This is a genomic window from Streptomyces sp. NPDC008092, assembly GCF_042957285.1.
In the GTDB taxonomy this organism is placed as follows: Bacteria; Actinomycetota; Actinomycetes; order Streptomycetales; family Streptomycetaceae; genus Streptomyces.
Window position 1 is genome coordinate 677158 of sequence record NZ_JBIBHY010000003.1, and the last position, 21043, is coordinate 698200.

19 protein-coding genes are annotated in these 21043 nt (G+C 71.2%); 10 read left to right on the plus strand and 9 right to left on the minus strand.

From position 1 onward, the window contains the following. Nucleotides 1-63: 63 nt before the first annotated feature. Nucleotides 64-846 (minus strand): hypothetical protein, encoded by a 783-nt coding sequence (locus ACFZB3_RS12395; protein ID WP_391373641.1) that lies wholly within the window; start codon nt 844-846, stop codon nt 64-66. 41 nt (nt 847-887) lie between these two features. Continuing rightward, entirely contained in the window at nt 888-1205 is a 318-nt protein-coding gene (locus ACFZB3_RS12400) for a hypothetical protein (RefSeq protein WP_391373643.1), read from the minus strand. A 109-nt stretch (nt 1206-1314) separates the two neighbouring features. Between ACFZB3_RS12400 and ACFZB3_RS12405 the strand changes: the two genes are divergently transcribed. From ACFZB3_RS12405 to ACFZB3_RS12425, 5 genes are all read left to right on the plus strand, one after another. Then, a complete protein-coding gene (locus tag ACFZB3_RS12405) occupies nt 1315-1659 on the plus strand; it encodes a hypothetical protein (RefSeq protein ID WP_388906555.1) in 345 nt (114 codons plus the stop codon). A gap of 206 nt (nt 1660-1865) precedes the next feature. After that, nucleotides 1866-3125, plus strand: coding sequence for an Ig-like domain-containing protein (locus ACFZB3_RS12410; protein WP_391373646.1), 1260 nt, complete (start codon nt 1866-1868; stop codon nt 3123-3125). A gap of 145 nt (nt 3126-3270) precedes the next feature. Beyond that, nucleotides 3271-4755: an ABC transporter permease gene (locus tag ACFZB3_RS12415; protein ID WP_391373649.1), complete on the plus strand. Its 1485-nt coding sequence runs from the start codon at nt 3271-3273 to the stop codon at nt 4753-4755. A 241-nt stretch (nt 4756-4996) separates the two neighbouring features. Further along, nucleotides 4997-5680 (plus strand): ATP-binding cassette domain-containing protein, encoded by a 684-nt coding sequence (locus ACFZB3_RS12420; protein WP_391373652.1) that lies wholly within the window; start codon nt 4997-4999, stop codon nt 5678-5680. 290 nt (nt 5681-5970) lie between these two features. Next, on the plus strand, nt 5971-9216 hold the full coding sequence (locus ACFZB3_RS12425; protein ID WP_391374071.1) for a S8 family serine peptidase: 3246 nt from the start codon (nt 5971-5973) through the stop codon (nt 9214-9216). 79 nt (nt 9217-9295) lie between these two features. On the opposite strand, the gene ACFZB3_RS12430 is transcribed toward ACFZB3_RS12425, so the two are convergent. Further along, on the minus strand, nt 9296-10198 hold the full coding sequence (locus ACFZB3_RS12430) for a helix-turn-helix domain-containing protein (RefSeq protein WP_391373654.1): 903 nt from the start codon (nt 10196-10198) through the stop codon (nt 9296-9298). A 174-nt stretch (nt 10199-10372) separates the two neighbouring features. On the opposite strand from ACFZB3_RS12430, the gene ACFZB3_RS12435 reads away from it, so the two are divergent. Continuing rightward, on the plus strand, nt 10373-11416 hold the full coding sequence (locus ACFZB3_RS12435) for an alcohol dehydrogenase catalytic domain-containing protein (RefSeq protein WP_391373656.1): 1044 nt from the start codon (nt 10373-10375) through the stop codon (nt 11414-11416). A gap of 1 nt (nt 11417) precedes the next feature. On the opposite strand, the gene ACFZB3_RS12440 is transcribed toward ACFZB3_RS12435, so the two are convergent. The 3 genes from ACFZB3_RS12440 to ACFZB3_RS12450 form a co-directional block, all read right to left on the minus strand. Then, the gene (locus ACFZB3_RS12440) at nt 11418-12494 is read right to left on the minus strand and encodes an iron chelate uptake ABC transporter family permease subunit (protein ID WP_391373659.1); all 1077 of its coding nucleotides are present in this window, start codon (nt 12492-12494) and stop codon (nt 11418-11420) included. A gap of 137 nt (nt 12495-12631) precedes the next feature. Continuing rightward, on the minus strand, nt 12632-13624 hold the full coding sequence (locus ACFZB3_RS12445; RefSeq protein WP_391373661.1) for an iron chelate uptake ABC transporter family permease subunit: 993 nt from the start codon (nt 13622-13624) through the stop codon (nt 12632-12634). Then, nucleotides 13625-14677 carry an ABC transporter substrate-binding protein gene (locus tag ACFZB3_RS12450; protein ID WP_391374074.1) on the minus strand — a complete coding sequence of 351 codons (1053 nt, stop codon included), beginning with the start codon at nt 14675-14677 and terminating at the stop codon, nt 13625-13627. Between the two features lie 91 nt (nt 14678-14768). Between ACFZB3_RS12450 and ACFZB3_RS12455 the strand changes: the two genes are divergently transcribed. After that, nucleotides 14769-15152, plus strand: coding sequence for a VOC family protein (locus ACFZB3_RS12455; RefSeq protein ID WP_391373664.1), 384 nt, complete (start codon nt 14769-14771; stop codon nt 15150-15152). Here the strand turns inward: ACFZB3_RS12455 and ACFZB3_RS12460 are convergent. From ACFZB3_RS12460 to ACFZB3_RS12470, 3 genes are all read right to left on the minus strand, one after another. Beyond that, the gene (locus ACFZB3_RS12460; protein WP_391373666.1) at nt 15134-15886 is read right to left on the minus strand and encodes a hypothetical protein; all 753 of its coding nucleotides are present in this window, start codon (nt 15884-15886) and stop codon (nt 15134-15136) included. The two genes, ACFZB3_RS12455 and ACFZB3_RS12460, sit on opposite strands and share 19 nt — an antisense overlap. Next, nucleotides 15883-16998 (minus strand): serine hydrolase, encoded by a 1116-nt coding sequence (locus ACFZB3_RS12465; RefSeq protein WP_391373669.1) that lies wholly within the window; start codon nt 16996-16998, stop codon nt 15883-15885. The genes ACFZB3_RS12460 and ACFZB3_RS12465 overlap by 4 nt, the downstream gene beginning before the upstream one ends. A gap of 125 nt (nt 16999-17123) precedes the next feature. Then, nucleotides 17124-17894, minus strand: a complete 771-nt coding sequence (locus tag ACFZB3_RS12470; protein WP_391373672.1) for an FCD domain-containing protein — start codon at nt 17892-17894, stop codon at nt 17124-17126. Nucleotides 17895-17973: 79 nt separating this feature from the next. Between ACFZB3_RS12470 and ACFZB3_RS12475 the strand changes: the two genes are divergently transcribed. The 3 genes from ACFZB3_RS12475 to msrA all read left to right on the plus strand — a co-directional run bounded on the left by ACFZB3_RS12475 (nt 17974) and on the right by msrA (nt 20887). Next, the gene (locus ACFZB3_RS12475) at nt 17974-18846 is read left to right on the plus strand and encodes a nitrilase-related carbon-nitrogen hydrolase (RefSeq protein WP_391373674.1); all 873 of its coding nucleotides are present in this window, start codon (nt 17974-17976) and stop codon (nt 18844-18846) included. Between the two features lie 65 nt (nt 18847-18911). Beyond that, complete coding sequence (locus ACFZB3_RS12480) at nt 18912-20294, plus strand: amino acid permease (protein WP_391373677.1); 1383 nt, start codon at nt 18912-18914, stop codon at nt 20292-20294. Between the two features lie 80 nt (nt 20295-20374). After that, entirely contained in the window at nt 20375-20887 is a 513-nt protein-coding gene (msrA, locus tag ACFZB3_RS12485; RefSeq protein ID WP_391373680.1) for a peptide-methionine (S)-S-oxide reductase MsrA, read from the plus strand. Nucleotides 20888-21043 lie beyond the last annotated feature (156 nt).

A 21043-nucleotide genomic window follows, 5' to 3' on the forward strand; every position in this document is an offset into this window, starting at 1 on the left:
TACCCCCAGCGCCCCTGAGTTGCTCCCCGCGCCCCTGTTCAAGGGGCGCGGGGAACCGCGCGTCTACTTCAGCTTCGCCGACTGGGCCTTGATCACTGCCGTCGGGACCGTGTACGTCTTGCCGGTCATCATCGCGCCGATGTTCATCGTGAAGTACGTGGCGACCGTGTTGCCGTAGCGGACGACCTCGACGTGCAGCGGGCCCTTGTCGCCGTCCATGTCGGTGACGGCGGTGAAGGCGACCGACTCGTCGCCCGATCCCGACGCCTTCGTGGCCGTCACCTTGGTGACCTTCTGCTTGTCGGCGGCGGTGCCGCCGGTGAAGCCCGTGGCGCAGTTCGCGAGGGCGTCCTCGACCGCCTTCAGGGCCTGCTGCGCGCCGTCGCCGTCGTACGACGACAGGTCGAGGGAGGTGATGTCCAGGTTCAGGGAGTCCTTGAGCGCGCTCTCGAACTTGCCGTCGGCCATGTCGTCGAGGGAGGTCGCGTCGTCGGTGGGGTCCTTCTTGTCCTCGCGGACCGTGCGGCCGATCTCGGTCGCCGGGTCGGCCGGGGCGAGGCCGGTGAGGACGTAGGCGAGCGGGCGGCACTTCTCGTCGCTGGACTTGACGGTGCTCCGGGTCGGTGCGGCCTCGCCGATCGCGTTGACCTTGTAGCCGTCCACCTCGCCCTGCGCGAGGATCCGCTGCTTCAACTCGCCGGTGCTCAGCGCCTTGACGGCGGACGCCGCACGCGTGGTGCCCGAGGAGTCCGTGGAACTGGCGTCGGAGCAGCCCGTGATGAGGGCGAGGGACAGCACGCCGCCGGCGGCGAGGGCGCAGGTCCGCACGCCCGATGATCTCTTCATGAGAGGACTCTGAGTCCCCGGTCAAGGATTGGTCAAGTTATTTAGAACTCCAGGCGTTCCCGGCGGACCGAATAGACCACGAAGCCCGCGCCGACGGCGAGGAAGAGGGTGCCGCCGATGACGTACGGCGTGGTGTCCGGGCTGCCGGTGTCGGCGAGTTGGGTGGCGTCCCCGGTCGCCTCCGACGTGGCCTCGGACAGTGCCTTCGCCTGCTGGGTGACGCGGATCGCCGTACTCTCCGACGTGCCGGTTCTCGCCTGGGCGTCCTGCGACGCGTGGGCGGACGGGACGAACCACAGTGCGCACAGGAGCGTGCCTGCGGCGGTGGCGGTCAGCAACGGGCGGCGAGCGGATGACACGGAATATCGATCCCCTTGTGACGCTGGCGAATTGGCCGTGTGGGCAGATGTTAGTGAAAGTCGCGGGTCACGGGAAAGTCACGGGAGGTTTCGGTCGTACGCTCCCGCCATGAGCACTCCAGAGACATCACGTTTTGTGCGGCTTCGGGTGGAGCTGGTCCTCGAAGTGGAGGACGCCGGCGAACTCACCAAGGCCGCGCTGCGCCGGATCGCCGGGGATCCCGACCTGCCCGGCGAGGAGCGGACCCAGGCCGAGGCGGCTGTGACGGAAGACACCGCCGAGGCGCTCGCCTATCTCGTCGACCCGTTCGACCTGGTCAGCGAGGTGCCCGGGGTCGAGCTCCAGCAGGCCTCCTGGTCCAGCGAGCGGATTTCCTACGATCCTGATTCGCCGGACTGGGATCTCGACGAGGATGATGGCGAGGGCGACGACGAAGAGGGCGGCATCGGCTGAGCGATCCGGGGAACCGGTGACCCCGGGCGGCAACCGCCGTCCGGGGTTTCGTCGTCTTCGGGGGCGTGTGACCGGTCCCTCCCGCACCGGCCGCCCCGGTGGGCGTGGTGTGCCCCACAGATCCGGAGAATGTGGAACGGGACGGTGCGGCCTCAGCGTTGAGACCTCCTGACGGGGACTCTCGGTGTGTTCGCGACTCGGCAACGATGGAGAAGCGTGTGATTTCGGACAGTAAGCGGCGCAAGGGCCTGGTGGCCGCGTCCGCTCTGCTCGGCGGTGTGCTGGTGCTCACGGCGTGTTCCGGCAGCGACGACAAGGCGTCCGGGGGCGGCCAGAGCTCGCAGGCCCAGGCGGACGAGGCCGCGGCCAAGAAGTCGTCGAAGGCCGACATCACCATCACGCCCAGGGACGGCTCGGCCAACGCGTCGATCAACAACTCCGCGGCCGTCACCGTCAGCAAGGGCACGCTCACCAGCGTCACCATGACCACCGCCGACGGCACCGCGGTCGCCGGCGCGCTGTCCGCCGACAAGACCAGCTGGAAGCCCTCGGCCCAGCTGGAGCGGTCCACCACCTACAAGGTCGCCGCCGAGGCCAAGGACTCCGCCGGCCTGGTCGCGCACGAGAACGCGTCCTTCACCACGGTCTCCCCGACCAACAGCTTCATAGGCACCTTCACCCCCGAGGACGGCTCGACCGTCGGCGTCGGCATGCCCGTGTCGATCAACTTCGACAAGCAGATCACGAACAAGGCCGCCGTCCAGAAGGGCATCACGGTCACCTCCACCAGCGGCCAGGAGATCGCCTGCCACTGGTTCTCCACGCAGCGCATGGACTGCCGTCCCGAGGACTACTGGAAGGAGAACTCCACCGTCACGCTGAAGCTGGCGCTCGACGGTGTCGAGGGCGCCTCCGGTGTCTACGGCGTCCAGCAGAAGACGGTCACCTTCCACATCGGCCGCAACCAGGTCTCCTACGTCGACGCCCAGACCAAGGAGATGAAGGTCACCCAGGACGGCAAGACCGTCAAGACCATCCCGATCTCCGCCGGTTCGCCCGAGAACAAGACGTACAACGGCGTCATGGTGATGTCCGAGAAGTTCAAGGAGACGCGCATGAACGGCGCGACCGTGGGCTTCACCGACAGCGACGGCAAGGGCGAGTACGACATCAAGGACGTGCCGCACGCCATCCGCCTCACCAGCTCCGGCACCTTCCTGCACGGCAACTACTGGGGCGCCAAGTCCGTCTTCGGCGCGGTGAACACCAGCCACGGCTGCGTGGGCCTGTCCGACACCAAGGGTGCCGACGACACCAGCACGCCGGCGTACTGGATGTACAGCCACTCGATCATCGGTGACGTCGTGGTCATCTCCCACACCGGGGACAAGACCGTGGCCCCCGACAACGGCCTCAACGGCTGGAACATGAACTGGGCCGACTGGAAGGCCGGTTCGGCCGTCTGACCACAGCCACAGCACAGCAGGCGCACAGCGCACCGATGCCGTCCCCAGGGGCGGCATCGGTGTTTCCGGGGACCCGCACAGCCTTCTCATGCATCTCTTATTTAGGCCTTATCGAGCCATCACGGTGCGTCCCTACCTTGCGGTCATGTTCTTCACCTACCTGAGGCGCGAACTGCGCCGCCGCAGAAAGGCGGCTCTCGTCGTCGCCTCCGGCCTCGCGCTGGGCATCGCACTGGTCATCGTGGTCAACTCCGTGTCCAACGGCATGGGGAAGGCGCAGGACAAGGTCCTCCAGTCGTTGTACGGCCTGGGAACGGACATGACGGTCACCAAGGCCGCGTCGGCGTCCACGAGCGCCTCCCAGCGGCCGCGCTTCAACTTCGACGCGCAGAACAACGGTTCGTCGAGCACGCAGAGCAGTGACCGCGTCATGGTGCAGGGCTTCACCACCCTCGCCTCCACCACCGTCACCAAGGTCGGCGACCAGAAGGGCGTCGCGACCGCGGTCGGCGGGCTGAACCTCAACGTGGTCAAGATCAGCGGCCAGTTCACCCGGGGTCAGTTCCAGCAGAACCAGGGATCCGGCGGCAACGGCGGCACCCGTGGCGGCGGTGGCACCGGGGCACCGCAGGGCGAGGTCCAGGGCGGCGGCGCCAACTTCGACGTCAACTCGTACACGGTCTACGGCACCGACGTCACCCAGACCGCGGTCGGCCCGCTGACCTCGTCGAAGATCACCAGCGGCCGTACCTTCAAGACCACCGAGACGAACTCCAAGGTGCTGGTCGCCGACTCGGCGTACGCCAAGGAGAAGAAGTACAAGGTCGGTTCGACCGTCACCATCAACAAGGTCAAGTTCACGATCATCGGCATCGCGACGGCCGACAGCGGTGACGCGGCGGCCAACCTGTACATGCCGCTGAAGCAGGCGCAGACGCTCGCCGACGAGAAGAACAAGGTCACCACGATCTACGTCAAGGCGACCGACTCCAAGCAGATCTCCTCGGTGAAGAAGACCATCCAGAGCAACGTCTCGGGTACGACGGTCACCACCTCCGCCGACCTCGCGGACACCGTCTCCGGCTCGCTGTCCACGGCGTCCTCGCTCGCCACCAACGTCGGCAAGTGGCTGTCCATCGCGGTGCTGGTGGCCGCGTTCCTGGTCGCCGGCCTGCTCACCTCCTCGGCGGTCTCCCGCCGCGTCCGCGAGTTCGGCACGCTGAAGGCGCTGGGCTGGAAGTCCGGCCGGGTCACCCGGCAGGTCATCGGTGAGGCCATGGTCAACGGCCTGGTCGGCGGTGCGCTCGGGATCGGGCTCGGTCTGGTCGGCGCCTACGTGGTCACCGCGATCAGCCCCACGCTGGACGCCTCCGTCGGCAGCGGCGGTGGCGGTGGCGGCGGCACCGGTGGTGGCGGCTTCGGCGGTGGTGGCGGGGGCGGCGGCTTCGGCGGCGGTCCCGGCCGGCAGGCCGCGAAGACGCTGGAGGTCGCCCTCACGGCGCCGGTCAGCGTGACGACGATCGCGCTGGCGGTGGGCCTCGCGGTGGCCGGCGGTCTCATCGCGGGCGCGTTCGGCGGCTGGCGCGCGTCGCGGCTCCGTCCTGCGGATGCGCTGCGGCGGGTCGAGTAGTTGACGTCGGCTGTGGCTGGGGTGGGGGTGTCGCCCGCGCTCGCGGGGTGCCTCCCCCAGCCTTCGGCCGGGGGGACCCCCAGCGCCCACCCGTGCCGCCCTGCGGCACGCCTGCCCGCAGCTACGAAGCTGACGCGACTACAGCGCCCCATTAGGGGCGCGGGGAACTGCGCGACCAGCCCCCACCCATCCGCAGCCGACGATCAAGCCGCCCCACCCCGAACACCCTCCAGGAGCCACCATGTACGAACTCAGAAACGTCACGAAGCTCTACACACGCGGCAAGGACACCGTCCGCGCCCTCGACGGGATCGACCTCACCATCGCCGACGGCGACCGCCTGGTCATCCAGGGCCCCACCGGCGGCGGCAAGTCCACCCTCCTGCAGATGCTGGGCGGCCTGGACCGGCCGACCTCCGGCGAGGTCGTCCTCGACGGCACCGACCTGGCCAAGCTCTCCGAGACCAAGCTGACGAGGGTCCGCAGCGAGAACATCGGCTTCGTCTTCCAGTCGTTCAACCTGATCCCGACGCTCACCGCCCAGGAGAACGTCGAGACCGCCCTCGTCCCGCTCGGCATCAAGACCAAGGAACGGCGTGACCGCGCCGCCGAGGCGCTGACGTCGGTCGGTCTCGGCGAGCGCCTCGGCCACCTGCCCTCCGAGCTGTCCGGCGGCCAGCAGCAGCGCGTCGCCATCGCCCGGGCCCTGGTCAAGCACCCCAAGGTGCTGCTCGCCGACGAGCCCACCGGCAACCTCGACGAGGGCATGCGCGACGAGATCATGGACGTACTGGAGCGCATGTGGAAGGAGCACGGGCTGACCTTCATCATGGTCACCCACGACTCCGCGATCGCGAAGAAGGCCCCGCGCCTCGCGACCATCCGCAAGGGCAAGATCACCGTCAAGGAGAACGCCGGCGCGTAACACCGGCGCGCCGCGTGGAACCACGCGGTTGTGTAACGGTGTTCACCCCGGCGCGTAACAGTTGTCCCGCACTCTTCTTACCGGTCTCTCATCTATTGAGCCCGCTGATCACCCCCCGGCATACTCCGTATTCCGGGGGGTTGACGTATGTGCGTACGGGACTGCCCCCGGCCGGGTGAACGGGGAATTCACCCGGCACACCGTCTCCTGGGGGAGTCTTGCGCAGACAAGTGAAAAGAGCTGCCGTGGCCACGGTGGCCACGGCGGCGGCCGTCGCGCTCGCCGCGGGCATGACCAGCCCGGCCTCGGCGAAGCCGGAATCGCGTGCCGCCACGGCCGCGGCCGCCTCTTCGCTCACCGCCAAGCACCACGTCACCCTGATCACCGGCGACCGGGTCGCCCTCGACGCCAAGGGCCGGGTCGTCGGCCTGGAGCGGGCCAAGGGGCGCCAGCACATACCCTTCCGGATCAGCAAGGTCGACGGGCACACCCTCGTCGTCCCCGGTGACGCCGTCCAGCTGGTGGCCTCCGGCAAGCTGGACCAGCGGCTCTTCGACGTCACCGAGCTGAACAAGGCCGCGATACGCAAGGCGCAGAAGAACGGCCTGAAGGTCATCGTCGGGTACAGCGGCGCCGCCACCGCCACCAAGGCCGACGTCCGGGACGCGGGCACCCTGCGGCACAGCCTGAAGACGCTGAACGCGGACGCCGTGCAGACCCCGGTCAAGGAGACGCCCGAGCTGTGGGACGCGGTCACCAACGGCGACAAGGCCGCCGCCGGTATCGCGCACGTCTGGCTCGACGGCGTCCGCAAGGCCAGCCTGGACAAGTCCGTGCCGCAGATCGGCGCGCCCGTGGCGTGGAAGGCCGGTTACAACGGCAAGGGCGTCAAGATCGCCGTCCTGGACACCGGTGTCGACGCGACCCACCCGGACCTCAAGGACCAGGTGATCGAGTCCAAGAACTTCAGCGCGGCCGCCGACGCCACCGACCACTTCGGCCACGGCACGCACGTCGCGTCCATCGCGGCGGGCACCGGTGCCAAGTCGCACGGCAAGTACACGGGTGTCGCGCCCGGCGCGAAGATCCTCAACGGCAAGGTCCTGGACGACACCGGCTCCGGTGACGACTCCGGCATCCTCGCCGGCATGGAGTGGGCGGCGGCCGAGGGCGCCGACATCGTCAACCTCAGCCTCGGCGGCTACGACACCCCGGAGATCGACCCGCTCGAAGCCGAGGTCAACAAGCTCTCCACCGAGAAGGGCATCCTGTTCGCGATCGCCGCGGGCAACGAGGGCCCCGAGTCGATCGGTTCGCCGGGCAGCGCGGCCGCCGCGCTCACCGTCGGCGCCGTCGACGGCAAGGACAAGCTGGCCGACTTCTCCTCCACCGGCCCCGCGGCCGACGGCTCCATCAAGCCGGACGTCACCGCGCCCGGCGTCGACATCACCGCGGCCGCCGCCAAGGGCAGTGTCATCGACCAGGAGGTCGGCGAGAACCCGCCCGGCTACCTGACCATCTCCGGTACGTCGATGGCGACCCCGCACGTCGCGGGCGCCGCCGCGATCCTCAAGCAGGAGCACCCGGACTGGGGCTACCAGGAGCTGAAGGCGGCCCTGACCGGCTCCGCGAAGGGCGGCAAGTACACGCCGTTCCAGCAGGGTTCGGGCCGGATCGCCGTCGACAAGGCCATCGGGCAGACCGTGCTCGCCGACCCGGTGTCGGTGAACTTCGGTGTGCAGCAGTGGCCGCACACCGACGACACCCCGGTCACCAAGCAGCTGACCTACCGCAACACCGGCACCGCCGACGTGACGCTCACGCTGACGTCGTCCGCCACCGACCCCAAGGGCGCGGCGGCCCCGGCCGGCTTCTTCAAGCTCGGCGCGACCCAGGTGACCGTCCCGGCGGGCGGCACGGCCTCCGTCGGCCTCACCGTCGACACCAAGCTGGGCGGCACCCTCGACGGCGCCTACTCGGCGTACGTCACGGCGACCGGCGGCGGCCAGAGCATCCGCACGGCGGCCGCGGTCCAGCGCGAGGTGCAGTCGTACGACGTCACCGTCAAGCACATCGGGCGCGACGGCAACCCGACCGGTGTCTACAGCACCGACCTCGTGAACTACTCGGGCCTCGGCAACGGCCGTGACTACGTCGTGCCGGTCTCCGCCACCGGGACCGTCACGTTCCGGGTGCCGAAGGGCACGTACCTGCTGGACGCCCTGATAGCCAAGGACTTCACCACCTTCGACGGCGGTGTCGACTGGCTGGTCAACCCGAAGCTGAGCGTCACCAAGGACCTCACGCTCACCGTCGACGCGCGCACCGCCAAGGCCGCCGACATCACCGTGCCGGACGCCCAGGCCAAGCCGCACATGGCGACGATCGACTACATGTACGACCCGGCGGGCGTCGGGTTCGGGATCGCCCTGGACAGCTTCGACAAGGTCCGGGTGGCCCCGCTGGGCGGCGAGGTCAGCGGTCTGACCCAGACCTGGAGCGGCCAGTTCACCAAGGGCGGCAACGAGGAGTACGACGTCGCCACCAGCGCCCGGGTCAAGAAGTTCCAAGGCGGCAAGGTCCGGCACTTCAAGACCGGCGAGCTCGCCACGGTCAGGAACGCCTTCGGCGCCTCGGCCCCGGGCAAGACCGGCTCGGTCGCCCCGTGGGGTGTCGTCGGCGACGACTTCGTCGCGGGCGACGCGGTGGAGCAGAAGCTGCCCGGCACCCGCACCTTCCACGTCTCCACCGTGGACGGCGCCCAGTGGGCCTTCGACGCCATGCAGTACTCCGGCCACGACGCCCAGGGCCTGCCGGTCGTCGACGCCTACTACACGATGGGCGACCCGAAGACCTACAAGGCCGGCAAGACCTACCGGAACACCTTCAACACGGCCGTCTTCGGACCGGAGCTGGGCAGCGGGTACGGCCTGTACCGGGACGGCAACCAGATCTACGGCATCGTCCCGCTCTTCTCCGACGGCGCCCGGCACGCCGGGTCCTCCGTCTTCCTGTCGGTGAACACCACCCTGTACCGCAACGGCACCAAGGTCGGCTCCAACAAGGACCCGCTCTTCGGTGACGGTGTGTTCACCGTGCCGTCAGGTGACGCCTCGTACAAGCTGACCACCTCGGTGGTCCGCTCGGCCGGGGTCGCCGCCGCCTCCACCCGGATCGACGCGAGCTGGACCTTCCGCTCGAAGAAGCCCGGCAGCAGCACCCCGCTGGCCCAGCTGCCCGCCTCCACCGTCCACTTCGGCGCCAAGACCGGACTGGACAGCCGCGTCGCGGCGGGCAAGAAGGTCACCTTCCCGGTCACCGTGGAGGGCTCCGCCGCCGGCCGCAACCTGAAGTCCCTCACGGTCTACGTGTCCTACGACCACGGCCGCAACTGGCGGAAGGTGACGGTCGCCCACGGCAAGATCACCGTCAAGAACCCGGCCAAGGGCAAGGCCGTCTCCTTCCGCGCCGCGATCGCCGACAAGAAGGGCAACAAGTCGACGGTCTCGATCTACGACGCGTACTACGGCAAGTGAGCCGTGGCCGCTGAGTAGCACCCCAGCGAGCGGCCCGTCGGAAGCGCGGCTTCCGGCGGGCCGTTCTCCATGCGGGCCCTCAGGCCGTGGGCGCGACCCGGGTGGCGTCCGTGCCCCAGCTGGCCAGCAGGCGCAGTGCCTCGGCCGACGGGGAGCCCGGTTCCGCGTGGTAGGTGATCAGGGTCTGGTCCTGGTCGCCCGGCATCCGGAACGACTCGTAGTTCAGGGACAGCTCACCCACCAGCGAATGGTGCATCCGCTTCACCCCGTACGACTTCTCCTTGACGTCGTGGGTCGCCCACAGCCGCCGGAACTCCTCGCTCTTCACCGAGAGCTCGCCGACCAGCGCGGAGAGCCGGCTGTCGTCCGGGTAGCAGCCCGCGTCCATCCGCAGTTGGCAGACGATGTCGATCGCCTTCTGCTCCCAGTCGACGAAGAGCTCGCGGTAGCCGGGCCGCAGGAACGTCAGCCGGGCCCAGTTGCGCTCCGCCACCGGCAGCTCCGCCCAGTCGCCGAAGAGGGCGGCCGCCATCGGGTTCCACGCCAGGATCTCCGAGCGCCGCCCCACGATGTACGCCGGCACGCCCTCCAGCGACTCCAGCAGCTGCCCCAGCGACGCCCGCACCTGCTGCGGCCGCGCCGACGCCTTCTTCTTGTGCTGCTTGCCCTTGGCGAGGTGGGTGAGATGCGCGTGCTCGGCGTCGGTGAGCCGCAGCGCGCGGGCGATCGAGTCCAGCACCTCCACCGACACGTTCCGCCCGTTGCCCTGTTCCAGGCGGGTGTAGTACGCCACCGACACCCCGGCCAGCTGCGCCAGCTCCTCGCGCCTGAGCCCCGGCACCCTGCGGTGCCGCCCGAAGTCCGGCAGCCCCACGTCCGAGGGGCGCAGCCGGGCCCGCCGGGTGCGCAGGAACTCGCTGAGCTCGGCACGCCGGTCCAGGGACGGGGAGGCGGAGGTGGGGGGCAGGGGCTGGTCTTCCATACATCCAGTATTCACGGTCGTACGCACCGGAACCTGATCCCGCCAGTGGTAGGCACGGCAGACGTACGCAGAGGCGGGGGCTGGGTGACGGACGTAGCGTGGAGGAGCCTGGAAACGTGCCCGGGACGGCAGAAGGCGACCGGGTGCGAAGACACCTCTAGGAGAACCCCCCTCATGACCACTGTTGCTGCTTACGCCGCGCCTGCCGCGAAGGCCCCGCTGGAGCGGACCACGATCGAGCGGCGCGCGGTCGGCGAGTTCGACGTCCTCATCGACATCGAGTTCGCCGGTATCTGCCACTCCGACATCCACCAGGCCCGCGAGGGCTGGGGTACGGCGATCTTCCCGATGGTGCCCGGTCACGAGATCGCGGGCGTCGTCTCGGAGGTCGGCCCCGGTGTCACGAAGTACGCGGTGGGGGACCGGGTGGGCGTCGGCTGCATGGTCGACTCCTGCCGTGAGTGCGACAACTGCAAGGCCGGTCTCCAGCAGTACTGCACCGGCGGCGGCCCGACCTGGACGTACAACGCCGTCGGCAAGGACGGGCAGCCCACCTACGGCGGCTACTCGCAGAAGATCGTCGTCGACGAGAGCTACGTCGTCCGCATCCCGGACGGCCTCCCCCTCGTCGTGGCGGCCCCCCTGCTCTGCGCCGGCATCACCACGTACTCCCCGCTCAAGCACTGGAACGCCGGTCCCGGCAAGAAGGTCGCGGTCGTCGGCCTCGGCGGCCTGGGCCACATGGGCGTGAAGATCGCCGCCGCGCTGGGCGCGGAGGTCACCGTCCTGTCCCAGTCCCTCCGCAAGAAGGACGACGGCCTGAAGCTGGGCGCCACGCACTACTTCGCGACCAGCGACCCGCAGACCTTCGCCGATCTCGCGGGCACCTTCGACATCATCCTCAACACGGTGTCCGCCCCGCTCGACTTCGACGCCTACCTGTCGCTCCTGAAGACCGACGGCGCCATGGTCAACGTGGGCATCCCGGAGGAGCCGGTGCACATCCTGCTCTCCTCGGTCTTCGGCAACCGCCGCAGCCTGAGCAGCTCCGGCATCGGCGGCATCGCGGAGACCCAGGAGATGCTCGACTTCTGCGCCGAGCACACCCTGGGCGCCGAGATCGAACTCATCGGCGCCGACCAGATCAACGAGGCGTACGAGCGGGTCGTCAACAGCGACGTCCGCTACCGCTTCGTGATCGACACGGCGACGATCTGAGTCACGGCCTCGGCCTGCGGCCGAGGAGGTACAGCAGATAGGGGCCGCCGACCAGGGAGGTCAGCGCACCCACCGGGATCTCCAGCGGAGGGACCAGGGTGCGGGCCACCAGGTCGGCGGCCACCAGCACGAGTGCGCCCGTCAGCGCCGAGCAGACCAGCGGCAGCTGAGGGGTGCGGGTGAGCCGCCTGGCCAGCTGGGGAGCGGTCAGCGCCACGAACCCGATGGGCCCGGCGGCACCGGTCGCGGTGGCGGCGAGCATGACGCCGAGAGCGGTGAGACCGAGCCGGGCCCGGTCGACGCGGAGGCCGAGGGCGGCGGCGGTGTCCGGGTCGAGCCCGAGCGGCCGCGCCGCCCGGGCCGCCCACACCAGCCCCGGCAGGGCGAGCACGAGGACGACGGCGAGCGGCCCGGCCTGCTCCCAGCCCCGCCCGTTCAGGCTGCCGGTCAGCCACAGCTTGACCTGCTCGGCGGCGTCCAGCTCGCTGTCGGTGAGATACAGCTGGACGACGGCGGAGAGGGCGACGCCGATACCGACGCCGGTGAGCACGAAGCGGCTGGGCTGCATGCCGTGGCGCCAGGCGAGCGCGTAGACGAGGGCGGCGGCCGCGAGGCCGCCGGCCACGGACACGGCGGGCATCGCGGACGGCGACGCGACGGTCCCCGTGGCCAGCGCGAGCACGGTCGCGGCGGCGGCGCCGTGCCCGACGCCGATGACGTCCGGACTGGCGAGCGGGTTCCGGGTGACGGTCTGCACGAGCGCCCCGGCGAGCCCGAGCGCCCCGCCGACGAGAGCGCCGAGCACGATCCGGGGGACGCGCAGCTCGTTCACGACGAGGCCGTAGGGGGTCTGCTCGCCGCGGAGGGTGCGCCAGACGTCGGCGGGGGAGATGTAGGTCTGGCCGACGCAGGCGGAGGCGGCCATGGCGAGGGCGAGGAAGGTGAGCAGCACGAGGGCGACGAGGATCGAACGCTTGTGGAGGACGAGGGAGAAGCGGGGGTGCGGCCGTAGTACTACGACTGCGGGCCGTCGGGGGCTGGTCGCGCAGTTCCCCGCGCCCCTTACGGGGCGCTTCACAGCTACCCAGCTGCGGGCAGGCGTGCCGCAGGGCGGCACGGGTGGGCGCTGGGGGTCCCCCCGGCCGAAGGCTGGGGGAGGCACCCGGCCAGCGCCGGTGAGCGTCCCCACCCCCCGTCCCCAGCCCCGGGTGCGCCTCACGTCACGGCCCCCTTCCGCCGTACCAGTGCCACCAGCACCGGCACCCCCACCAACGCCGTCATCACACCCGCCGGCACCTCCGCAGGAGCCCGCACCACCCGCCCCAGCACGTCCGCGGCCACCAGCAACCCCGCTCCCAGCAGCGCCGACAGCGGCAGCACCCGCCCGTAGCCCCCGCCCCTGACCAGCCGCCGCGCCAGATGCGGCACCACCAGCCCCACGAATGCGATCGGCCCGGCCGCCGCCACCGCGGCAGCGGTCAGCAGGGTCGCGCCCAGTGCCGCGCACCCCCGTACGACATGCACCCGGTGCCCCAGTGCCCGCGCCGTCTCGTCGCCGAGCGCCAGCGCGTCCAGCCCGCGGGCGCAGGCCAGCACCAGCACGGCGCCCGCCGCCAGGAACGGCAGCATCCGTACGACCGTCCCCGCGTCCCGCCCGCTGAGCGCCCCCACCTGCCAGAACCGGAACTGGTCGAGGGTGGCGGAGCTGGAGGTGAGGACGACCGTCGTGGCGCCCGCGGTCATCGCGGACAGGGCGGTGCCGGCCAGCGCCAGCTTCACCGGGGAGGCTCCGCCGCGCCCGCGCGCCGCGACGCCGTACACCAGGCACGCGGCGAGGACGGCGCCGGTGAAGGCGTACCAGACGTAGGCCCCGAAGCCGTACCCGGAGCCGCCGAGGACGATGGCGAGCACGACCCCGGCGGCCGCCCCCTGGCTCAGGCCGAGGATGCCGGGGTCGGCGAGCGGGTTGCGGGTGACCGCCTGGAGGGTGGCGCCGGCGAGGCCGAGCGCCGCGCCCGCGGTGAGGCCGACCTCGGTGCGGGGCAGGCGCAGGGAGCGGACGACCAGCGCGTCGGGGGAGGACCCGCCGTGCAGGAGGGCGTCGAACACCGTGGCCGGCGGTACGGCCCGGGTGCCGACGGCGAGGCTGAGCACGGCGACGACGGCCACCACGAGGGCGGCCGTCGGCCAGAGCAGGGCGCGGCGCACTTACCGGAGGTGCTCGGCGAGCTGCCGTACGACCAGACGCGCGGCCGTGGGACCGGCGTTGAGGTACCACGGGTCGTCGTCGACCTGCACGGCGTGCCCGGCCCCGACCGCCTTCAGGGACTTCCACAGCGGCCCGGCGAGCACGGTCGCCGCGTCCGTCTTCTGCGCGTCGCCCTGCACGGAGTAGAAGATCCAGTCGGCGTCGGCGGTGTCGACCTTCTCCGCGCTGATGTCCTGCGAAATCGCGGTGAACTGCTGCGACTTGGGGCGGGACAGGCCCATGTCGACGGCTATCGAGCCGGTGAAGGAGGAGACGCCGAACATCCGGGTGCGGTCGGGCGTGAAGCGGACCATGGACACGGTGGCCGAGCCGTCGACGGCGGAGCCGCTCGCCTTCGCGTTGCCGACGATGTCGTCGAGGAGTTCCTGGGCCTGCTGTCCTTCGCCGACCGCGTCCCCGACCAGCAGCAGGTCGCGCTTCCAGTTGATGCCCTGGCCGGCGGTGACCACGGTGGGCGCGATCTTCGACAGCTGGGGGTAGAGGTCGCCGAGCGAGTCGTTGACCAGGATCAGGTCGGGCCTGGCGGCGGCCAGGGACTCCAGGTTGGGGGACTGGCGGGTGCCCGCGTCGGTCATCGCGGCGAGCTTCTTCCTGTACTGCGGGAAGGCTTCGGCGAGGTAGTCGGGGACGAGTCCGGCGTTCTCGGCGCGGGTGCCGGCGGTCGGGACGATGCCGAGAGTGAGCAGGTCGTCGAGCTGCCCGGTGCTGAGCACCGCGATCCGCTTCGGCTCGGCCTTGATGGTGGTCTTCCCCTCGAAGTGGGTGACCGTGCGCGGGAAGACGCCGTCGGTGTCGGTGTCGGAGCCCATCCCGTCGGCGAGCGCGCTCGGCGCGGCGGACGGGCCCTCGGAGGCGCCGGCGACCTTGTTCACGGTTCCGTCGCCGTGGGCGGCGGTACCGGCACCGTCGTCACCGCCGGACGACGAGCAGCCGGCCAGCAGGCCGCCCACCACGGACACGGCGGACACGGCCAGGACGGCCCTCAACCTCAACGCACGCACGACTGACTCTCCCGATTAACGACTAAGGCGAGCCTTACCTTAGCTGGTGCCGGGAGTACGTTGGACGGGAGGAGGTCCCACGATGACCGTGAACCTGAACCACACCATCGTCGCCGCACACGACAAGCACGCGTCGGCAAGGTTCCTCGCCGACATCCTCGGTCTCGAAGTAAGCCCGGAGTACGGCCCGTTCGTCCCGGTCGCGCTGCCCAACGGCGTCACCCTCGACTACATGGACACCCCCGGGAACATCCCGCCCCAGCACTACGCCTTCCTGGTCTCCGAGGACGACTTCGACGAGATCTTCACCCGCGTCCGGGAGGCCGGCCTCAGCTACTGGGCCGACCCGCACCACAGCCGTCCCGGCGAGGTCAACACCAACGACGGCGGCCGCGGCACCTACTTCGACGACCCCAGCGGCCACCGCCTGGAGATCCTCACCCGCCCCTACGGCAGCGGCGGCTGACCCAGCGGCACGGACTCACCGGGCGCGTACGACCGTACGACCGCAGCCGCCGCGCCGCCGTCGTCCGCCGGTCGTACGACATGGACGCGCCCGCGCCCGCCGACCCGGCCGGTCCGGCCGGTCACCTCCAGCACGGTGTTCTCGTCGATCGCCACGCCGTACCGGACCGACCCGCGCGACACGGCCGCGACCAGCCGTCCCAGGGTGCCCCACTGGGCCGCGTGCACGTCCACCGCGAAGGGCACGAGACCCAGGCCCGCTCTTACTTCGACCTCTTCGAGGTCCTCCGCGGTGTCCGGCGGGCAGACCGGCACACCGTCCGCCAGCCAGCCGCCGACCACGGCCCGCCGGGCGGCGAGCACGGCACCGGCGGAGAACCCGGCGTACGGGATGCCCTGTTCGGCGAGCAGGCCGGTCAGCCGCTCCGCGCATCCGGCGAACGCCTGCTGGTACGCGGGTGTGAGTCCACCGCAGACCAGCAGCCCCGCCGGTGCGTCTGCCAGCAGCGCGTCCGGCTCGATCCGGCCGCCGGGCGGCACGAGCAGCGGCACCGCGGCATCCGCCGCCGCCCCCGCGTTCCGCAGCGCTTCCGCGTACCGCGCGAACTGCTCCTCCCCGTCGCCCTCGTCGACCACGACACACCCGATCCGGCCGCCGCCCGCGGCCCGCAGCAACGGGCCGTACACCTCGGGCGCGTCCCAGCCGCCGCCGACGAGGGAGATCCCGCCGCTCATGTCGCCCGCAGCCCCTTGAGTCCGTCCTGGGCGGCCATGACCAGCTCGATGCCCCGCTGGTCGGTGGCGGGTTCGCGCATCTGGTTCGTCACGTACGCCAGCGCCAGTCGCTCGTCCGGGTCGACCCAGACCAGCGCGCCGCCCCAGCCGCCCCAGCCGAGGGCGCTGCCGAAGAGGCCGTAGCCGAGGCCGTACCGGGCCGGCATGCCGAGGACGCGGTCCTCGCCCTCGAACTGGAGGTCCCGCGCCCGCTCGCACCCCTCCGGGGACAGCACCCGCACCCCGCCGACCGCTCCGCCGCAGGCGAGCAGGGACTGGACGAGGGCGACCGAGCGGGCGTTGCCGTAGCCGCTGGCCGCGGGAATCTGCGCGCGGCGCCAGGCGAGGCCGTTGCCGTCCCGGACGCGCAGGGCGGTGGCGGTGGTGGGGGCGGCGGCCGCGTCGCGGTTCGCCGCACTCGCCGTGTAGTCCTCGTCCCTGCCCGGCGGCGGCACGGTCAGCGCGACCCGGTGGTCGTGCCCGGGGCCGAGGCCGAGGTGGAAGTCCGCGCCCAGCGGCCCGGCCACCTCCGCGGCGAAGAACTCGCCCACGGTCCGCCCGGTGATCCGGCGCAGCACCTCGCCCACCAGGAACCCCTGGGTGAGCGAGTGGTACCCGGCCGCGGTCCCCGGCTCCCACCGCGGGGCCTGCCCGGCGAGCCGCGCCGTGGCGGCAGGCCAGTCGTACAGCTCCTCGACCGGTCCCTCCCAGTCGGGCAGCCCGGCGGTGTGCGACAGCAGATGCCGCACCAGCACGTGCCGCTTGCCGGCCGCGGCGAACTCGGGCCAGTAGCGGGCGACCGGCGCGTCCGGATCCAGCTTCCCCCGGTCGATCAGGACGAGCGCGCACAGCGCGGTCATCGTCTTGGTCACGGAGAACACGTTGACGATCGTGTCCCGCTCCCATGCCCGGGTCCGCCCGGCGTCGGCGAACCCGGTCCACACGTCCACCACCGGTTTCCCGTCCACGAAGACGGCCACGGCACCGCCCACGTCGCCGTCGTCGGCGAATCCGGCGAGCATGGAGGGCACGGCGGTGAACAGCTCGTCGTACGAGCCCTGGATGTCGGCCATGTAGGCCATTGAGCCCGCGGGGGCGCGTCCCGGCAACCGAATATCGGTGCGTATCCGTATGCGGCTCCAGCCACGACGGCGCCGCAGTCGGCGGACAGCGTGTCGCGGCACTTCCAGCGGAGCGCTCAGCGCACGAGCCCCACGAACATCGTCCGGTGCAGGGTCTCCACGTGACGGCGGGCGATGTCGGCCGCCCCGGCCGCGTCACCCGCGCGGAGCGCCGCCACCAGGGCCCGGTGCTCGTCGTTGGACTCGCGCAGGGCGGCGAGGGGGTAGGGGAGGTAGTACGCGTAGAGCCGGCGCAGCACCGTCCCGTAGGTCTGCACGCCGGCGTCGAGGCCGGTGGCGCGGGCCACGGCGAGGTGGAACCGCTCGTCGCAGGAGTGGAACTCCGCCCAGCTCTCCGCCCGGTCCATGGCCTCGACCAGCAGGTCGAGCTCGTCGAGGGCCGCGGCGGTCACGCTGCGGGTGGCGAGATGCGCGATCCCGCACTCCAGGACGGTCCGGTCGTCGATCAGGCGGTGCACCTCGGCGGTCTGCCCGTGGTACGCCTCGGCCGCGTCGACGGCCCCCCGGGCCGGCTGCTCGGCGACCAGCGTGCCGCCGTTGCGGCCCCGCCTGCGCTCCAGGACGCCGTCCGCGCACAGCGAGCTGAGCGCGCGGCGCACGGTGATCTCCCCGACGCCGAGCGCCTCGGCTATGGCGTCGGTCTGGGGCAGCCGCTCACCGGGGGAGAGCAGCCCGAGATCGACCGCCATGGCGATCCTGGCGCGCACCGTGTCCAGCGCGGTGAGCCGGCGGATCCCGTTCAGCTTGGGCGAGTTGAGGGCGAGGACGGTTCCCCCGGGGGGCGCCTCGGAGGGCGCGGGCGCGGATCCGTGCGGGGTGCCGGTCATGCCTTCAATGTAGCGGCCAGTAAAACTGCTCATAATGAGCCCATTGTATAAGGGCTCATATTGAGTTAATTTCCTGGCCATGCCCCGACCCCTCCCCGTCGCCCTGGTCCAGGCCCCGCCCCGCCCGGCCACCGACCCGCTGTCCGGCTTCGCCGAAGACGTCGCGGGAGTGCTGGCACGCTTCCCGCAGACCCGCCTCGTCGCCTACCCGGAGCTGCACCTGTGCGGCACCGACGGCCCGCCCGCCGAGTCGGAGAGCCGGCTGGCGGCCGCGGCGGAGCCGCTCGACGGCCCCCGGGTGCGCCAGCTCGCCGAGCTCGCGGGCGACCTGGGCGTCTGGCTGTTCCCGGGCACCGTCTGCGAGCGCGGCCCGGCCGGCGAGCTCTTCAACACCGCCCTCGCCTTCTCCCCCGAGGGACGGCTCGCCGCCCACTACCGCAAGGTCTTCCCGTGGCGGCCCTTCGAGCCCTACGCCCCCGGCGACCGCTTCGTCGTCCTGGACCTCCCGGACACCGGCCGCGTCGGCTTCGCCATCTGCTACGACGCCTGGTTCCCGGAGGTGGCCAGGCACCTCGCCTGGATGGGCGCCGAGGTCATCGTCAACCCGGTCATGACCACCTCGGCCGACCGCGCCCAGGAACTCGTCCTGGCCCGGGCCAACGCCATCGTCAACCAGGTCTACGTCGTCAGCGTCAACACCGCGGGCCCCGTCGGCACCGGGCGCAGCCTGGTCGTCGACCCCGAGGGACGCGTCCGCGTGGAATCCCCCGACTCCGCGCCCACCGTGCTGACCGACGTCCTCGACCTGGACGACGTGACCCGCGTACGGACCTTCGGCACCGCAGGCCTCAACCGCATGTGGGACCAGTTCACCGAGGCCGACGCCCCCATCGACCTCCCGCTCTACGACGGCCGCCTGGACCCGCGCCGCTGGCGCCCGGCCGGCAACTGACCCACCCCCGTCCCCGCCCCTGCTCCCTCCCCGCCCCGTCCCGCCCCTTCCCCGCAAGGAACGCCATGTCCGCTCCCGCCGCCCCGCCCACCCTCACCCGCAGCCTGACCCTCAGATCCGTCGTCCTCTTCGGGCTCGCCTACATGGCCCCGATCATCGTGCTCGGCACCTACGGCGTCGTCGCCGACAGCACCCACGGCTCGGTCCCGACGGCCTACCTGCTGGCCCTCGGCGCCATGCTCTTCACCGCCCACAGCTACGGGAAGATGGCCGCGGCCCACCCCGTCGCCGGGTCCGCGTACACCTACGTACGGCGCTCCATAGACTCCCGGATCGGCTTCCTCGTCGGCTGGGCCACCCTGCTGGACTACTTCTTCCTGCCCATGGTCATCTGGCTCATCGGCGGGGCCTACCTCCAGGCGCAGTACCCCTCGGTCCCGTTCTGGGTGTGGATCATCGCGTTCATCACCGTCACCACCGCGCTCAACGTCCGGGGCATCAAGACCGCGGAACGGGTCAACGACCTGCTGATGGTCTTCCAGGTCCTGGTCGTCGCGATCTTCGCGCTGCTGTGTCTGCGGCACGTCGTCCAGCACCAGGGAGCGGCCGCGATCGTCAGCACCACGCCGTTCGCGAACCACGCCACCAGCCTCGCGGGCGTCTCCGCGGGCGCCGCCATCGCCGCGTACTCCTTCCTCGGCTTCGACGCGGTCACCACGCTGACCGAGGAGACCGTCGAACCGCAGCGCACCATCCCCCGGGCCATCCTGCTGACCGCGCTGATCGGCGGCGGCATCTTCGTCGTCGTCGCCTACGCCACCCAGCTCGCCCACCCCGGGTACGCGTTCACCGACTCCAGCTCGGCCGCGTTCGAGATCGCCAAGGCGGTCGGCGGCGACCTGTTCTCCTCCGTGTTCCTGGCCGGCCTGATCGTCGCGCAGTTCGCCTCCGGGATCGCGGCGCAGGCCAGCACGGCACGGCTGCTCTACGCGATGGGCCGCGACTCGGTACTGCCCAGGAAGGTCTTCGGCAGCATCCACCCCAAGTACCGCACCCCCGCCGTGAACATCCTCCTCGCCGGTGCGGTGGGCCTGATCGCGCTGCGCCTGAACGTCGCCACCTCCACCTCCTTCATCAACTTCGGCGCCTTCACCGCCTTCACCTTCGTCAACCTCTCCGTCATCGCCACCTACGTCCGCGAGCGCCGCGCGGGGCGCCGTCCCGCCGTCTGGTCGTACGTCCTGCTCCCGGCGGTCGGCGCCGTCGTCGACGTGTGGCTGCTGTGCCACCTCGACGACCGGGCCCGCACCCTCGGCCTGATCTGGCTGGCCCTCGGCGTCTGCTACCTCGCCTACCTCACCAGGGGCTTCCGCAAGGCCCCGCCGGAGATGACCTTCGACGACGACCCGGCCCCGGTGACGGAATCGCCAGGAACCCTCACGCGTTGAGGAGGGTGAGCATCGGACGCCGCCGGTGCGCGAGCCGAGGAGCCCGGGCGACCGGGCCGACGAGAACTGGAGGGGTCGCGATGACCGTGCAGACGCAGAGGGCCGTGCTGGCGGGCGGGTGTTTCTGGGGGATGCAGGACCTGATCCGCAAGCAGCCGGGAGTGACGGCGACCCGGGTCGGCTACACCGGGGGTGACGTGGCGAACGCGACCTACCGCAACCACGGCACGCACGCGGAGGCCATAGAGATCCTCTTCGACCCGGAGAAGACCGACTACCGCGCCCTCCTGGAGTTCTTCTTCCAGATCCACGACCCGAGCACCAGGAACCGCCAGGGCAACGACATCGGCCTCAGCTACCGCTCGGCGATCTACTACGTCGACGACGAGCAGAAGCGGATCGCCGAGGACACGATCGCGGACGTGAACGCCTCCGGTCTGTGGCCGGGCCCGGTCGTCACCGAGGTGGAGCCGGTCGGCCCCTTCTGGGAGGCCGAGCCCGAGCACCAGGACTACCTGGAGCGCTACCCGGACGGCTACACCTGCCACTTCCCGCGCCCGGGCTGGAAGCTGCCCGTCCGCACGGAGGGCTGACGACCGGACGGTCCGGTGGCACGCGGAGGCCTCGCACGAGGCTCCGCGCGGCGCCGGGCCGTGTCATGACGGGGACCGACGCACTGGGCGGCGGCGGTGGCGGACACCGGCGCAGGGGGTGCTCCCGCTGCCGCAAGGACGCACGCCGTCGGGCGC